14 protein-coding genes and 1 other RNA gene are annotated in these 15,891 nt (G+C 32.9%); 6 read left to right on the top strand and 9 right to left on the bottom strand.

All coding sequences use genetic code 11. The features are described 5' to 3' along the window. Nucleotides 1-33: 33 nt before the first annotated feature. The 4 genes from gatB (at nt 34) to HQN85_RS04640 (ending at nt 4,323) form a co-directional block, all read left to right on the top strand. Nucleotides 34-1,497, top strand: coding sequence for an Asp-tRNA(Asn)/Glu-tRNA(Gln) amidotransferase subunit GatB (gatB, locus tag HQN85_RS04655; RefSeq protein ID WP_173269277.1), 1,464 nt, complete (start codon nt 34-36; stop codon nt 1,495-1,497). 7 nt (nt 1,498-1,504) lie between these two features. Then, on the top strand, nt 1,505-2,614 hold the full coding sequence (locus HQN85_RS04650) for a redoxin domain-containing protein (RefSeq protein WP_173269275.1): 1,110 nt from the start codon (nt 1,505-1,507) through the stop codon (nt 2,612-2,614). 105 nt (nt 2,615-2,719) lie between these two features. Continuing rightward, nucleotides 2,720-3,409 (top strand): response regulator transcription factor, encoded by a 690-nt coding sequence (locus HQN85_RS04645; RefSeq protein ID WP_173269273.1) that lies wholly within the window; start codon nt 2,720-2,722, stop codon nt 3,407-3,409. A gap of 191 nt (nt 3,410-3,600) precedes the next feature. Continuing rightward, the gene (locus HQN85_RS04640) at nt 3,601-4,323 is read left to right on the top strand and encodes an RluA family pseudouridine synthase (RefSeq protein ID WP_173269271.1); all 723 of its coding nucleotides are present in this window, start codon (nt 3,601-3,603) and stop codon (nt 4,321-4,323) included. An 8-nt stretch (nt 4,324-4,331) separates the two neighbouring features. Here HQN85_RS04640 and HQN85_RS04635 read toward each other — a convergent pair whose 3' ends face one another. Then, on the bottom strand, nt 4,332-5,057 hold the full coding sequence (locus HQN85_RS04635; RefSeq protein ID WP_173269269.1) for a Crp/Fnr family transcriptional regulator: 726 nt from the start codon (nt 5,055-5,057) through the stop codon (nt 4,332-4,334). A 207-nt stretch (nt 5,058-5,264) separates the two neighbouring features. On the opposite strand from HQN85_RS04635, the gene HQN85_RS04630 reads away from it, so the two are divergent. After that, nucleotides 5,265-7,133 carry a chloride channel protein gene (locus HQN85_RS04630; protein ID WP_173269267.1) on the top strand — a complete coding sequence of 623 codons (1,869 nt, stop codon included), beginning with the start codon at nt 5,265-5,267 and terminating at the stop codon, nt 7,131-7,133. 73 nt (nt 7,134-7,206) lie between these two features. On the opposite strand, the gene HQN85_RS04625 is transcribed toward HQN85_RS04630, so the two are convergent. The 8 genes from HQN85_RS04625 to HQN85_RS04590 form a co-directional block, all read right to left on the bottom strand. Further along, nucleotides 7,207-8,607 (bottom strand): sigma-54-dependent transcriptional regulator, encoded by a 1,401-nt coding sequence (locus HQN85_RS04625; protein WP_173269265.1) that lies wholly within the window; start codon nt 8,605-8,607, stop codon nt 7,207-7,209. A 265-nt stretch (nt 8,608-8,872) separates the two neighbouring features. After that, nucleotides 8,873-9,246: RNase P RNA component class A (gene rnpB / locus HQN85_RS04620), an RNA gene on the bottom strand. Between the two features lie 57 nt (nt 9,247-9,303). After that, complete coding sequence (locus tag HQN85_RS04615; protein WP_173269263.1) at nt 9,304-9,726, bottom strand: c-type cytochrome; 423 nt, start codon at nt 9,724-9,726, stop codon at nt 9,304-9,306. Next, the gene (locus tag HQN85_RS04610; protein WP_173269261.1) at nt 9,726-10,382 is read right to left on the bottom strand and encodes an SCO family protein; all 657 of its coding nucleotides are present in this window, start codon (nt 10,380-10,382) and stop codon (nt 9,726-9,728) included. The genes HQN85_RS04615 and HQN85_RS04610 overlap by 1 nt, the downstream gene beginning before the upstream one ends. 67 nt (nt 10,383-10,449) lie before the next feature. Further along, nucleotides 10,450-11,430 carry a hypothetical protein gene (locus tag HQN85_RS04605; RefSeq protein WP_173269260.1) on the bottom strand — a complete coding sequence of 327 codons (981 nt, stop codon included), beginning with the start codon at nt 11,428-11,430 and terminating at the stop codon, nt 10,450-10,452. Further along, nucleotides 11,420-12,463: a cytochrome-c peroxidase gene (locus HQN85_RS04600; RefSeq protein ID WP_173269258.1), complete on the bottom strand. Its 1,044-nt coding sequence runs from the start codon at nt 12,461-12,463 to the stop codon at nt 11,420-11,422. The genes HQN85_RS04605 and HQN85_RS04600 overlap by 11 nt, the downstream gene beginning before the upstream one ends. Nucleotide 12,464: 1 nt before the next feature. Continuing rightward, nucleotides 12,465-13,235 (bottom strand): MbnP family protein, encoded by a 771-nt coding sequence (locus HQN85_RS04595; protein WP_173269256.1) that lies wholly within the window; start codon nt 13,233-13,235, stop codon nt 12,465-12,467. A 126-nt stretch (nt 13,236-13,361) separates the two neighbouring features. Next, nucleotides 13,362-13,757 (bottom strand): hypothetical protein, encoded by a 396-nt coding sequence (locus HQN85_RS04590; protein ID WP_173269254.1) that lies wholly within the window; start codon nt 13,755-13,757, stop codon nt 13,362-13,364. A 94-nt stretch (nt 13,758-13,851) separates the two neighbouring features. Between HQN85_RS04590 and HQN85_RS04585 the strand changes: the two genes are divergently transcribed. Continuing rightward, complete coding sequence (locus HQN85_RS04585; protein WP_173269252.1) at nt 13,852-15,846, top strand: beta-mannosidase; 1,995 nt, start codon at nt 13,852-13,854, stop codon at nt 15,844-15,846. Nucleotides 15,847-15,891 lie beyond the last annotated feature (45 nt).

Below are 15,891 nucleotides of genomic sequence, written 5' to 3'. Positions count from 1 at the left end.
TAAATGACTGTTTTAATACATATTACCCAATAAATGAGTACAAAAACTGCAGCTGAAAATGTGACTTTCGAATTAGTATCTGGTTTAGAAATACATGTACAGTTAAACACACAGTCTAAAATATTTTCATCAGATAGTGCTGCTTTCGGAGCTAGACCCAACGAACATATTTCTCCTGTTTCGCTTGCTTTACCTGGTGCATTGCCTAAATTAAATAAGGAAGTAGTTGCTAAAGCGATTAGAATTGGCTTAGCTTTAAATTGTGAAATTAATCAGCATAATTTTTTTGATCGTAAAAATTATTTTTATGCAGATTTACCAAAAGGATATCAAATTACACAAGATAATAGTCCAATTTGTAAAAATGGATACTTAGATGTGGTGTTAGCCAATGGCGAAGAAAAACGGATTGGTATAAATAGAATTCATTTAGAGGAAGATGCAGGTAAAAGTTTACATGATCAAGATGCAAAATATTCATATGTAGATTTAAACAGAGCGGGAGTTCCATTAATTGAAATTGTAACCGAACCAGATATACGCAGTGCTGAAGAAGCATCAGCTTTGCTTATAGAAATTAGGAAATTAGTACGCCATTTAAACGTAAGCGATGGTAATATGGAAGAAGGTTCTTTACGTTGCGATGCAAATATTTCTATACGTGAAAATGGTTCGACAGAATTTGGAACGCGTTGTGAGGTAAAAAACCTAAACTCTATAAGAAACGTACGTAGAGCTATGGAGTTTGAATTTCACAGACAAATTAAAGTTATAGAGAATGGCGAAAAAATTATTCAGAGTACATTAAATTTTGATGCAGATAAAGGTACAACATCGCCAATGCGTACAAAAGAAGAAGCAAATGATTACCGTTATTTTCCAGATCCAGATTTACAACCCATTTCTATTTCCGATGAATGGTTAGTTGAAATTAAATCGGCAATGCCAGCTTTACCAAAAGAAATTGCTAAACAGTTAGTTACAGAATTTGGTGTCAACCAAGCAGAAGCGAATATGCTGGCAGAAGATATTGATTTGTTTAACTATTTTAATACAGCAAAAACTAAAGTAAACCATCAAAAAAGTTTAGTAAACTGGCTTTTAGGTTCAATACGAGCGTTATTAAATGAAGAAGGAATTGGCATAGCTGATTATAAAGTTAAACCAGCTCAATTGGCAGAGGTAATTAATTTTGTAGATGATAAAAAAATAAGTCAACAAAATGCCTTGCAACAACTTTTACCCGCTTTAGTTGCTCATCAAAATAAATCTGTAGAAAACTTAGCTACAGAATTAAATTTATTAATAGTTGAAGATAATGATGCGATTAATGAATTTATTGACGAAGTTTTAGGGAAATATAAACCTCAAGTAGAGGCATACAAATCTGGTAAAAAAGGCGTTTTAGGTTTGTTTGTTGGCGAGGTGATGAAATTGGCAAAAGGCAAAGCGGATGCTAAAAAAATAAGTGATTTAATACTAGAAAAATTAAAATAGAAATCAGATGAGAAAATTAAGCTATATTTTATGTTTTGTTGTAGCATTAGCAACAGCATGTAAAGACAAAACAAAATTTACGATTGACGGAAAAATTGAAAATCCTGGAACAGAGAAAAAAGTTTACCTATACGGTATGGCAAGCAGCAATATGGTTGTTTTAGATTCGACTATTTTATCTGAAAAAGGAGAATTTAAGTTTTCAAAAGTTTCTCCAGAAGCAGATTTTTATCGCATTAATATTGGTGCAAACGAATATATGGTCATTGCTAAAAATGGCGATGAAATTATTTTTAATGCAGACTTAGCCAATAAAAATCACGAATATAAAGTGAAAGGTGCTGAAGACGCTGTTAAATTAGAAGAATTTAACAGCTTGAAAAATTCATATGCTGCAAAAATCGAAGCTATAAAAAATGATTTCGAGCAAAAAGTAGCTGCAAATCCTGATAGTAGAGAAGCGTTAGTGCAACAAATTACGCCTCAATATATGAAAGCTATTCAAGATTTAAACACTGCAGTTATCAAATTCGCAAACGACAACACGAAATCATTGGTCAGTTTTTATGCAATAAGCTTGGTAAATCCGACAGGAAATGAAGCAGCAATGGTAACTTATGCAGAAAAAGTGGATGAGAACTTGAAAAAAAATCCAGCGGTAAAATCCTTTGTAGAAAAAGTTTCTAAATTAAAAGCTGTACAAATTGGTCAGCAAGCACCAGATTTTAGTATAAATTCTATTGATGGTAAAACAATCAATTTAAAGGATTTTAAAGGTAAATATGTATTAATTGATTTTTGGGCTTCTTGGTGTGGACCATGCAGAAATGAAAATCCTAATGTAGTTAAGGCATACAATAAATTTAAGGATAGAAATTTTACCATTCTGGGTATTTCTCTAGATAAAGATAAAGCGGCCTGGGCACAGGCTATTCAGCAAGATGGTTTAACATGGAACCATGCAAGTGAATTAGCGGATTTTGAAGGACCAACAGTTAGGTTATATCAAGTAGAAGCTATACCTGCATCATTTCTTTTAGATCCTAATGGAAAAATTATAGCCAAAAATTTGAGAGGGGAGGAATTGGATAACTTTTTAAACAAAACCTTACCTTAAACCTAATTTCATGTTAAAATTATTACGTGTTTTAACAATTTGTTAACTTCATTTTAACTCAATAGTGCATTAGTATACTTACTTTCGTAACAAATAAAATAAGCGATGAGTACAGCGAAACAAAAAATATTAATTGTTGATGATGAACCAGATATTTTAGAGCTGATTGAGTACAACTTAAAAAAAGAAGGTTATCAAGTATTTTTAGCAAGTAATGGACAAGACGGAATTTCGGTTGCGAAAAAAGTTCATCCTGATTTAATAATTTTAGACATTATGATGCCTAAAATGGACGGAATTGAAGCTTGCCGTTTAATGAGAGCTATTCCAGAGTTCAAAAATACGTTTATGGTGTTTTTAACAGCTAGGAGTGAAGAGTATTCTGAAATAGCCGGTTTTAATGTAGGTGCAGATGATTATATCGCAAAACCAATTAAACCAAGAGCTTTAGTAAGTCGTATCAATGCAATTCTGCGTAGAAATTCGAGTGGAGAAGAAGTTTCTGATAACAAAGTTGAAATTGGAGATTTAATAATTGATAGAGAAGCTTATTTAGTTTATCAAAATGGAGAGAAGGTAGTATTAGCCAAAAAAGAATTCGAATTACTATACCTTTTAGCATCAAAACCAGGTAAGGTTTATACAAGAGAAGCTATTCTTAAAAATATTTGGGAAGATTCAGTTGTAGTAACCAACCGCACAATCGATGTGCATATTCGTAAACTACGTGAAAAACTAGGCGAAAACTACGTTGCTACCGTAAAAGGAGTAGGCTATAAATTTGAGTTAAGTTAATAGTAAGAAAGTATATAGAAACAAAGATATGGTTTCAAAATATAATTAGTCTTGGTGTATAACCAAGACTTTTTTTGTGTTAAGGATTTAGATTTACCTTTGAATTGCCCATTCAATTTTCCATTTACCTCTTCTATCTTTACCAATGCCCTTAAATATTCGTACTTTTGTAGTATACTTAATAACACAGAGTGAAATACCCTAATTTTAAAGATCTTATTATTTTTGAAAACGATGATTATATCATTGTAAATAAACCTCCTTTTGTTGCCTCTTTGGATGAACGCAGTGCAGCTGGCGAAGTAAATATCTTGCGTTTAGCAAAACAATATTCAGCCGATGCGCAAGTGTGCCACAGATTAGATAAAGAAACCTCAGGTGCAATTGTAATTGCTAAAAACCCTGAAGCATATCGTAATTTATCTATGCAATTTGAAAGGAGAAAGGTTAAAAAGATTTATCATGCTGTTGTAGATGGACAATATCAATTTGATAACCTATTTGTCGATTTACCTATACTAAATGACGGAAATAAGAACGTAACGATTGATAGAGCTGAAGGTAAACGAGCCGAAACCTATTTCAACTCTATTAAAAATTATAAGCATTACACGTTGGTAGAATGTAAACCAGTAACGGGAAGAATGCATCAAATTCGTATTCACCTTGCTACACAACGTGCTGCAATTTGCGGCGATCACATGTACAAGGGTAAACCAGTCTATTTATCAGCTATTAAAAAAGGATATCGTTTAGCTAAAGATGAAGAAGAGCAACCTATTATGAAACGTTTTGCCCTTCATGCCAAAGAAATTACTTTTAAAGGTTTAGATGAACAAGATATTCATATTGAAGCATCTTATCCTAAGGACTTTACCACGCTTTTAAAACTCTTAGATAAGTTCGACTCTTAAAAGGTAGTTTATAATTTAAGTTTTCTTTTAGCATCTTGTTTCTGTTGATCATCCTGAATAATTTTCAATAAGAGAGGTTCGTTAATAATTTTATAGCGTTTATCTACAGCAACTACACAGTTTTGTTCGTTTAATTCTACCATAACCTTAAAAAACGTTTCATAAGAAACACCCGAAAAAGCAGATAAATCCTGTCTAGTAATTTCTAAATTGATAAAATTATTTTCGTCTACACCAAATTGATTTTTAAGTGAAACAAAAGATTGAGCAATACGAGCTTTCACAGTCATATGCGCTAAATCCCTCATTCTTCTATCAGTGTTTTGCAACTCATTTGCAAAAAAATGCATTAAATTGTACGTTAATTTATTGTTTACTTCTAAAGTAGATTCAAAGAAATCCATTTCTAAATAACAAACCACAACTTTTTCTAACGCTGTAGCAGAAACTGGATAAAAATTTTCTGTACCCAACCCTAAATGACCTAAAATATCCCCTTTATTGGCAAACCGAACAATAAATTCTTTTTCTTCATCCCAATATTTGTGAACTTTCACTTTACCTTCGTAAACAAAGTAGATACCATTTACAGGATCTCCTTCCTTAAATATTTGCTGTCCTTTTTTAAATTCAAAGTTTTTCTTATTTAAAGCAATTAGTGGTTGCCAGCTTTTTAAAACAAACTGACACAAAAAGCAAGTGCTCTGATCGCATTTTGTAGAACTTAATTTCATTATGGGATATTAAAATGCAATAATAATCATTAATAATTACTAAGTATGTTATTTGTGCTTTATTAAATATGCAATATTATTATGGTTTTAAAAATATTATTTAGACCAATTATATTGTTATTACAATATAATTTATTGTAATAACGCTTTTCATTATCTACTTTTGCAAAATATTTAAGTATATCATTAATTGATATAGCCCTAGTTATGAAACATAAAAACGATGTTGGTATTCCAATCTCCACAAGCTTAGATAATTTAGAAAATAAAGTATTTGCATCTAAACGGTCATTTATAGCAAAAAAAAGTCTACTTAAAATTTCTGCGCTTTCTATTTTGGTAGCTGTATTTATTAGTTTAATCGCTAAATTCTTAATATATCTAATTAATCTAGTTACTAATATCTCTTTCTTCGGTCTATTTAGTGGAGAATTTCATAGTCCAGCTGCTAACAATTTAGGATTATGGGTAATTGTAATACCTGTAATTGGGGGTATAATAGTGGGTTTCATGGCACTGTATGGTTCAAAGGCAATTAGAGGACATGGTATTCCTGAAGCAATGGAGCAAATTTTGGTTAATCAGAGTAAAATTAAACCTTCAATCACCATTTTAAAACCACTTTCCTCTGCTATTGCAATAGGAACTGGAGGACCTTTTGGCGCCGAAGGGCCAATTATTGCAACAGGTGGAGCATTAGGCTCAACCTTAGGACAATTATTTAAAATAGATTCTAACGAACGGAAAATAATATTAGCAGCCGGAGCAACCGCTGGTATGACAGCTGTATTTGGAACACCAATTGCCGCAATCTTTTTAGCCATCGAATTATTATTATTTGAATTTTCGCCAAAAGCAATATTGCCAGTAGCTTTAGCTTGTATTACAGGTGCGGCCGGTCACCATTTGCTATTTGAATCTGGTCCTGTTTTTCAAATGGCTAATTTAATAGTTCCTTCTAATTTGGCTTTGGGTATTTACAGTGCAATGGGTATTGTAATTGGTTTTATCTCCATTGGTTTAACTAAAATCGTATATTTTATAGAAGATACATTCGAAAGAATACCTATACATTGGGTATGGTGGCCAGCAGTTGGAGGCATTGCGGTAGGTGTAATTGGTTATTTTTCTCCGCATACACTAGGGGTAGGGTATGATAATATTACCACCATGCTCGAAGGAAATACTCCATTAATATTGATGGCAAGTTTATGTTTTTTTAAGTTTTTATCTTGGTCAATTGCATTGGGTAGCGGAACTTCTGGCGGTACACTAGCACCATTACTAACTATTGGTGGTGCGGCTGGAGCAATGTTAGGTAGTTTAGTTGTATTAGTATTTCCAGATTCTGGTGTTAATATTCCAATGGCAGCTTTAATTGGTATGTCGGCTATGTTTGCTGGAGCTTCAAGAGCATATTTAACAAGCATTACATTTGCATTAGAAGCGACCATGCAATCAAATGCGTTATTGCCACTACTTGGCGCTTGTACAGGCTCTTATTTAATTTCTTTTTTCTTTATGGAAAATACAATAATGACCGAAAAGATTGCAAGAAGAGGAATTATCACACCCGATTCTTACGAGCCAGATGTTTTAAGTAAAATAAATGTAGAGCAAGTTGTTAAAAAAGATGAGTTCGTGTTAAACAGCGAAGATACCATACAAAGTGTATTGGATATTTTAAAGAATAAACATGTTAAACAAAATCACTTTTTAGTTAAAGATGTAAATGGAGCATTTAATGGTGTTATAAATGTTCAAAATCTGATTATCAAAAATCTAAATCCTCAAGAAGCTATTTCTAGTAACGTAAAACGAAATTTAGCCTACATCAACAATGTAGATACACTTAAACGAGCCTTAGAAGTTTTGTTTGTCAACAAACAAGAATACGCACCAGTTCTAGCTGTAAGTAAAAATGAAATTATAGGTCTTATCTCTCAAAAGGATATATTGAGTGCTTATAATCAACATATGTCAAAAGACAAAGAAAAAACAGCTAACTTATCACTTGCAAGACAACGAAAAAAAGTTTTGGTGCGTGGCAGACAGTTAATTACTAAGAAAAAATAATGCTATACAAAAAAGTTGTATGATATAACCACATACTTATGCTTACATCATACAACTTATAGCGCCTATTAATCTATTCAGCCCTCTTTAAGCCAAATTTTTCAATTTTACTATATAAATGACTGCGTTGAATTTCAATGTCATCGGCAGTTTTAGAAACATTCCAGTTGTTTTTTTCTAGTTTGAATTTGATAAATTCCTTTTCAGCATAATCTTTATAGTCCTGAAAGTTTGAGAATTTTTCATAATTCAATGCAGTTCCACCATTTGTAATAGGAGCAGCATTACTGTTCGCAGCGCCAATATTTGTACCACCACTTGGATTAGCAAAAGCAATTACATCATTTTCAGTAATTATTTTATCACTCAAAATAATTAAACGTTCAATCATGTTGTGTAACTCACGCACATTTCCTGTCCATGGTAAAGCTTTTAAAGCATTCATTGCTCCCTCACTAATTTTTTTAACAGGCATCCCATAATCACCACAAATTTCTTCTAAAAAGTTCTGTGCAATTTCAGGTATATCATCCGTACGTTCTGTTAAATGCGGAACATGAATATTAATTACATTTAAACGGTGATAAAGGTCCATTCTAAAATTCCCATCCTCAATCTCCTTCATCAAATCCTTATTTGTTGCAGCAATTACACGAACATTTACATCTAACTCTTTTTCGCCACCAACACGGGTAATTTTATGTTCTTGTAAAGCACGAAGCACTTTTGCCTGAGCAGACATGCTCATGTCACCAATCTCATCTAAGAATAAAGTCCCGCCATTAGCCAATTCAAATTTTCCAATTCTTTGCTTAACCGCAGATGTAAATGAACCTTTTTCATGGCCAAATAATTCACTTTCGATTAACTCTGATGGAATAGCAGCACAGTTCACTTCAATTAAAGGACTGTCAGCTCTATTCGATTTTTCATGGATCCATCTTGCAACTAATTCTTTACCACTACCATTAGCACCAGTAACCAATACACGAGCTTCAGTAGGAGCAACACGTTCAATTGTCTCTTTTATTTTAGTAATACTATCAGATTCACCTAAAATATGACGCGTTTTACTAACCCTACGTTTTAAAACCTTAGTTTCAGTTACCAACGTTCCGCGATCTAATGCGTTACGAACAGTAATTAATAACCTATTTAAATCAGGTGGTTTAGAAACAAAATCAAAGGCACCTTTTTTACTAGCCTCAATAGCCGTTTCTACTGTTCCATGACCAGATATCATGATAAATGGAAGATCTGGTTTTAAGATCAGTGCATTTTCTAGCACCTCCATACCATCCATTTTGTTCATTTTGATATCGCACAATACCAAATCGTAGTTATTTTTCTTAATCAGTTCTAATCCGTCAATGCCATTATCAATGTCATCAACTTCATAACTTTCATATTCTAAAATTTCACGTAAAGTACTTCGTATTGCTCGCTCATCATCTATAATCAGCAGTTTTGCCATAGTTTGTTCAGTTTTTTAAATAGAGTGCTAATATATTATTTTTTTGTTTACTGTATAGTTTTTTATACAGCTTATAAACGTTAAAGTAAGTTAAAGGTTTTAATGTAGTCTTAATTATTTCGAAAAAGAACGTCACTAGCATTTGGATAATACAGCCCTGCTTTTTGTTACTGCCGTAGGCTCCAGACTATCAACTGCAAGTTTATCAAGTGATGCAGGCTATTGCCGACACTGGTTAACTTCAAACCATTAAAGAAAATTAAGAAAAAAATACAAGCCTGTAAGCCGGGTTCTGTTTCCGATAAATCGAAATTCTACCATTAATCTACTATAAACGTTGCCATTTATCTCTAACGACCTACCCACTAACATCGAGCGAGCAGCTCTACATGCGTTAGCCTATTTGGTCTTTCAACTCCCGAGGTTTACCAAAACGTTAATCACTTAACGAGTTCGTGAGCTCTTACCTCACGTTTTCACCCTTATCCCGACTTTACGTTGAGACGGTATATTTTCTGTGGCACTTTCCGTCATTTAGGTCTTCATTCCCAAATGCCTTCCCGTTAGGAAGCGAGATGCTCTATGTTGCCCGGACTTTCCTCCCCGATACAAGATCGCGGCGATAGAACAGCTTGTATTTTATACAAAGGTAGGAATAAAGTCGATAGTCTATAGTTACGTAAGGTATCAAATTAATTATTTGCAGTTTTCTAAATCTTTCGCAACTTGCTCGTAGGTATACATTCCCTGTTTGTTACTAAATGAATTAGTGATGTAAACAACCAACTGCGCTACATCAATATCATGTAGTTTGGAAAAAGCTGGCATTTTACCTTGATAGCTTTTTCCATTAATTACAACTCCTTCACTCGATCCATTTTTAATAATACAAGCCAATTTAACCTTGTTTTCCTTTAGAAAAGTAGTGTCAGTTAGAGGTGGAGCTAACTCTCCTAAACCTTCTCCATTTGCACCATGGCAATTTTGACAATTGGCGGTGTATAAATCTTTACCACCCGTCATGTACTTTGCCTGCTCAATTTCACCAGCATTTTGGCAAGAGTAAATCATACAACAAACTGTGATAAAAAAAACTACAAATAATAAAGTTTTACGCATTATTTCTTTTCTTCAGCTAATAAAGTAACTATATCTTTTTTTAATTTTTCTACCTCTTCGGTTTTGGTACCATCGTAAGCACCACGCATTCTCTTTTCTTTATCAATTAATACCAACCAACCTTGGTGTATATATCCATCAGTTGCAGTACTATCTTCTTTAACAACTGTTAGATAACTTTTTTCGGCTAAATTGTATACTTCATCTTTACTACCATATACAAATTGCCATTTCGGTCCATCTACACCTAATTTTTGTGCATATTTTTTTAATACAGATGGCTTGTCGTATTTAAAATCGATAGTATGAGATAAGAATAAGATATCAGGATTGCCTTTATATTGTTCATATACAGTTTTTAAATTTCTGTGCATTGTTGGGCAAATTGTAGTACAAGAAGTGAAAAAGAAGTCGGCCACATAAATTTTCCCTTTAAACATGTATTGGGTAATATATGTACTATCTTGATTTAAAAATCTGAATGCTGGAATAGTTTGGTAAACCGTATCTACTCTTTCAGTTCCATCTGCTCCCTTAACTATTTTAGCTTCTCGCTGACCGTAAATAGGTAATTTTTTTTCATTAGTACAAGCTGTAAAGCTGATTACTAAAAATGCTAATGCTGTAATGCTACTGATGTTTTTAAATTTTATCATGATGATTGAATTTGATACAAACATACGTTAAACACAAAATAATGTTTAACGTATGTGAATGTATTTGTTAAGATTTTAGTAAATAATACAATTGATTGATATTGTAAGTGACACCTAAGTATATTTTGGCGGCACTTTGTGGGTGATCTGTTTTAGCTTCCCAAGCATTTTTCTGTAGCCCGATATTTAATGCAATATTTTTATAATATAAATCTGCACCGATACCAGCCATCAAATTATTCATTTCATGCTCACCGGTTTTAACGCCTTTATAAGTTTCTCCATCAGATTTTTCATAAAAGAATTGAATAGAAGGTGTTACTTGCCAATCTTTACTAATTTTTTGCGTGTAAAAAAGATTTAAGAATGTGGTACTACTGTTAGCAATCCCTTCTTGTTCGGTATTTTCACCGTTAATTTTGTAAGAACTATTTATACTTAAGCCAATTTTTTTGTAGCCTATTAAGTAATTGGCATATACAAAACCATCTGTACTACCTGTTCCGGGTTGCATTAAAGCGGAATATCTAATACCTGATGTGGTTTTTATATCATTTTTTCCGCTAGGTAATTTTATGCCAGCACCAACAATTAAACGTTGACTAAAAGCGGATTGATCTAACTTTCTTATTAAATGATACCCTGCATATAAATTAATATCTCCAACTCCAGAGATAGAAGAACTATTGCCATTGTACCGCTCACTATTTGAATTGTACGGAATAATAGCATTCAGTTCAATGCGTTTGTGCACAAAATATCGACCTCTAATTTCTAATGTTCGGTATAATTCATAATCGTTCGGATTACCATTATGGGTTGTTAAGGGTGCAGTTCTATCATCTTTCGGAAAAAAGAAACTGCTACCACTAGGAAATGTTAAGTGATTTTGCCCTTGATAACCACTAAATGATCGATAACGATATAATAAACCAACACTACTTTGATTATCATAAGGAGTAAGCCCCATAAAGCAACCACAAATATCGCATGCAGCAGCACTAAATGAGAATGTGATTAGAGTAAATAGTATCAGGTTAATTTTCATAGAAAATTTTATTTTTAATAAATTCATCGTCTGTTAATGTTTTTAAAAAACCAATTAATTGTTGTTTTTGGATTGAAGATAATTGAATGCCTAGTTGTGAATTTTTAAATAAAGAAGCATCCAAATTTTCACTGTGCTGCACTCCAGAATTATAATGCTCTAGCACTTTTTCTAAGGTATTAAAACGACCATCGTGCATATAAGGTGATGATAATTCGATATTCCTTAAAGTAGGAATGCGGAATTTTCCTTTATCAGTTGGTAAACCTGTAATCACTTTTCTTCCTTCATCAGCACTGTTTAAATCTAAGCCATTGCTGGTATAATTTAAATTGGTAAACAAAGGCTCTGTATGGCAACTAGCACATTTATCCTTAAATAATTGATAACCCTGTTGCTCATCTGCTGTAAAAACATTCTGCTGAGGATTTCGCATTACTTTATCGTATTTGCTATTTGCAGAAACCATAGTAGCTGTAAATTGCGCCAAAGCTTTCAAAAAATGTTGCGATGTAATGGTTGCTGTGCCAAATGCATTTGCAAAAAGCTGAGGGTAAGGATTAGTTCTATTTAAAAAACTGACAATTGTGTTTAAGTCAGTACCCATTTCGCATACATCTGTAATTGCATTTATTGGTACAATTTCTAAATTCTTAGCACCTCCATCCCAAAAAAACTCTTTTTGCCAAGCCAAATTGAACAATACTGGCGCATTTCGTTTGCCCAAACAATTGTTTACTCCATGACTTACTTTATGATCTAAATTTGCGAAACCTGCAAATTGTTGATGACAGCTACCACATGAAATGGTTTTGTCTGCCGATAATCTAGCATCATAAAAAAGCTTTTTGCCTAAGGCGAAACCATTATTTGTTAAGGTATTTCCATCAAATTTGTATACCGCGTCTGGGAAATTTTTAGGAATCACAAACCGAATATCCTCAGTTTGTGGTTTAATAACTTCGGTTTTACTGCATGCATACAATACTCCAATACTTATAAAAAGTAGGAAGTATATTTTCAAATACCTCATACTAATTATGGATATGTTCAAATTCGAATAAACTAGAGACGTAATTGTCGGCAACTATTACAGAATTTGCACCACCCATAGTAAAGTTTAGGTTGGCAAAGCTGATGTTTTGTTTACCTGTAAATAAACTTCCAGCATTTGCTGAAAAATGTATTTGAGGATTTTTATCAGCCCTAATTCTTAATGGATTTCCAGTGCTAAAATCTGTGCTAAAAATTCTAATTGTATTATTTGGATCAACAATGCCTCCAATATGAAAAGTTAACACATTATTAGTCGCAGTTGATTGAGGCGATGTCCCTTCTAGCTTAACGAAAATGTAACCGCTATTCCAAGTCCAAAACATACCTAAAGCTGGATCCAGAGCACCCGTTTGTGCGCCTGCTAAATTACGCTCCTTATCAACGCCAATAATGAAGGAAATTTTAGTGTAATCTCCTGCCGGGATATTCTTGAAGCTGTTTAAAAATGAACTAGGTTTTGATGCATCAACTAAAACGTAACTTTCTGGAATGCTATAAATAGTGCCATCTGTTTTGGTTAATTTGATGTTACTGATATAATATTTAAAAACTGAAATGTTGTAACTATCGCCATTTGCATTTTTATAATTTTGACTATTTAAGACTAAAGGTACTCCATTTACTTCATTTTCGAATTCTATAGTTACACTACCTTTTTCTGTTGAGTTGATTACTTCGTCTTTTTTGCAAGATGTAAAACCTACTATTAATACTGTAAATAGTAAGATCATTATATTTTTGATATTCATTATTTTGAATTTATAAGTTAGAAAATAGCCATAGCAAAGCTGATGCTACTGCATAACTATTTAAATAATTAAAATTGTTTTTGCTGAAAACCAGCGAGACTTATATAATTAAAGTCTTGAGAAAACCTAAGCTTGTTTAGGCGGGTGGAAGATAGAGATCGTAGTATTAATTGGACTTTTTTGCAGATAATTTGGAATTGCTATAGAAAAAGATGTTTGATAAACAGGTGCTAATAAATCTGCTGTAACAGGCGCAACCGTTTCAACTATTCTTTTTAAATTATCTTGCTCTTGCTTATTTTTTTGTTCTAATTCTTTCAATTTGATATCCATAAAACATTTACCCTCACAATGCAGTTCGGGTTTATCTTTATTGGTACAAAGTACAGATGCGATATAAGCTTTGTTAAATGAGTAAGATGATGATAATACCCAAAAATTAAAGCAATTGACTAATATGCCAACTAATAAAAAAAGTGCAATAATTTTTCTTCGGATAAACATTGCGTCAAAAGTAAGCATTGATTTCTACTTGTGAGCGATTAATTATAATTTTTATAAGGTGTAGATTATGTATTTTAGCTTCTAAATCATCGCTACACTTTAATAGACCCTGATGTTAAAAATCAACCCTAAATTCTTCTTTTTTATTTTGCTTATTGGTTTAGCTTTTAAAGGTAATGCACAAGTTTTGTCGCAAAAATTAAATGCAAATTGGAGTTTTCAAGAACAAGACAATGCTAAATGGTATCCTGCAAAAGTTCCAGGAGAGGTGCATGTAGATTTAATGGCTAATAAATTAATTCCAGATCCATTTTATCGTGACAACGAAAAGAAAGTGCAATGGATAGAAAAAGAAAACTGGGATTATAAAAGTACTTTTTCAGTTTTGCCAACTGTTTTCAAAAAGCAACGTATAGAGTTAATATTTGATGGATTGGATACTTATGCAGATGTGTATTTAAACGGGAAACTGATTTTACAAGCAAATAACATGTTTCGTCAATGGAAAATTGATGTGAAGAAATTAGTTAGACTGAAAGATAACAAACTGCTTATCCGTTTTCGCTCTGCACAAAATACAGTTGACTCCTTATCAAAAGCAGATTTGCCTTATTTTATTCCAGATAATCCACGTGCTTATGTACGCAAGGCGCAATTCCATTTTGGTTGGGATTGGGGACCTAAATTAACGGGTTGTGGAATTTGGAAAGAAGTAAGATTAGAAGGTTATGATCATAAGCTTCTAGAAAAACCATTCGTTGCGCCAATAAATGTAGAATTAGTGCAGCAACCAGATGATAAAGGAACATCATTTTATTTTAAAATTGATGGCAAACCTGTATACATGAAAGGGGCGAATTACATTCCATCAGATGCTTTTGTAACTCGAATGACTAAAAATGATTACCGCAAAATGCTACTTATGGCAAAGGATGCCAATATGAATATGCTTAGGGTTTGGGGTGGAGGAATTTATGAATCAGATGATTTTTATGATTTATGTGATTCTTTAGGCATTCATGTGTGGCAAGATTTTATGTTCGCAGGAGCGATGGTGCCCGGTAATAAAGCATTTTTTGATAATGTTAGAGAAGAAGTAAAATATCAAGTAAAACGATTACGTCATCATAAAAGTATTGTGTTATGGTGCGGAAATAACGAAGTTGATGAAGCTTTTAACCGTTGGGGTTGGCAAAATCAATTTCGTATTCCACCTAAAGATTCAGCTAAACTATGGAATGATTATATTCGATTATTTAGAGATAGCATTCCGAAATGGATAAAAGAAGTTGATGGAAGCAGACCGTACATTAGTTCATCTCCAAAATATGGATGGGGAGTTAAGAATAGTTTTACCGAAGGCGATAGTCATTATTGGGGTGTTTGGTGGGGTAATGAAGATTTTGAGGTTTTTGAAAAGAAAACAGGAAGGTTTGTGAGCGAGTATGGTATGCAAGCTATGCCTAATTATTCGAGTATTTTAAAGTTTACCCAACCACAGGATAGATATTTATTTTCTGAGATTTTAAAAGATCATCAAAAAGCGGGAAATGGATTTGCAAAGCTAAATGTCTACCTCAAAAATTACATGATTGATTCGGCGAAAATTAGCAGACTTTCGGTCGAAGATTATACTTACCTCACACAATGTGTACAATATTATGGGTTTAAAAACATGATTTTAATTCATCAAAGTAAAGCACCTTATAACATGGGATCGCTGCTTTGGCAATTAAACGATTGTTGGCCAGTGGCGAGTTGGAGTATTACTGATTATTACAATAGAACGCCAAAAGCTGCTTGGTACGCAGTAAAAGAAGCTTATAGAGATGATGCGAAACCTGGAGATGTAGTAAAACCTAAGGATTTAAAACTAAGTAATCCGAAAATTACCTATCAAATTAAGGGTAATCAAATCATTTTAAAATCATCAAGCTTTGCTAAATATGTTTTTGTAGATATTGTTGGATACGCAGGTAAGCTGAGCGATAATTATTTCGATTTATTGGCGGGGAAGGAGAAGATCGTTACGTTTGATAAAAAGGATTTGAAGGCTAAAGAAATTGAGGTAAAAGTAAAATCACTTTGGGACGTTGTGAATAAATAATTCGTCATTTCGATCGAAGCCGAGAAATCTTTGATTTTCTATTTC

Source organism: Pedobacter boryungensis (assembly GCF_013204825.1).
Taxonomy (GTDB): Bacteria; Bacteroidota; Bacteroidia; order Sphingobacteriales; family Sphingobacteriaceae; genus Pedobacter; species Pedobacter boryungensis.
The sequence above is the reverse complement of the archived record's forward strand: the minus strand, read 5'-3'. Positions and strand labels throughout refer to the sequence as shown.

Bases quoted from the DNA above. Each gene is read 5' to 3' on its own strand.
- HQN85_RS04610 (WP_173269261.1), bottom strand. From the start codon at position 10,382: ATGATAAAATTTAAAAACATCAGTAGCATTACAGCATTAGCATTTTTA.
- HQN85_RS04600 (WP_173269258.1), bottom strand. From the start codon at position 12,463: ATGAGGTATTTGAAAATATACTTCCTACTTTTTATAAGTATTGGAGTA.
- HQN85_RS04590 (WP_173269254.1), bottom strand. From the start codon at position 13,757: ATGCTTACTTTTGACGCAATGTTTATCCGAAGAAAAATTATTGCACTT.
- HQN85_RS04615 (WP_173269263.1), bottom strand. From the start codon at position 9,726: ATGCGTAAAACTTTATTATTTGTAGTTTTTTTTATCACAGTTTGTTGT.
- gatB (WP_173269277.1), top strand. From the start codon at position 34: ATGAGTACAAAAACTGCAGCTGAAAATGTGACTTTCGAATTAGTATCT.
- HQN85_RS04605 (WP_173269260.1), bottom strand. From the start codon at position 11,430: ATGAAAATTAACCTGATACTATTTACTCTAATCACATTCTCATTTAGT.
- HQN85_RS04635 (WP_173269269.1), bottom strand. From the start codon at position 5,057: ATGAAATTAAGTTCTACAAAATGCGATCAGAGCACTTGCTTTTTGTGT.
- HQN85_RS04630 (WP_173269267.1), top strand. From the start codon at position 5,265: ATGAAACATAAAAACGATGTTGGTATTCCAATCTCCACAAGCTTAGAT.
- HQN85_RS04585 (WP_173269252.1), top strand. From the start codon at position 13,852: ATGTTAAAAATCAACCCTAAATTCTTCTTTTTTATTTTGCTTATTGGT.
- HQN85_RS04625 (WP_173269265.1), bottom strand. From the start codon at position 8,607: ATGGCAAAACTGCTGATTATAGATGATGAGCGAGCAATACGAAGTACT.
- HQN85_RS04595 (WP_173269256.1), bottom strand. From the start codon at position 13,235: ATGAATATCAAAAATATAATGATCTTACTATTTACAGTATTAATAGTA.
- HQN85_RS04650 (WP_173269275.1), top strand. From the start codon at position 1,505: ATGAGAAAATTAAGCTATATTTTATGTTTTGTTGTAGCATTAGCAACA.
- HQN85_RS04645 (WP_173269273.1), top strand. From the start codon at position 2,720: ATGAGTACAGCGAAACAAAAAATATTAATTGTTGATGATGAACCAGAT.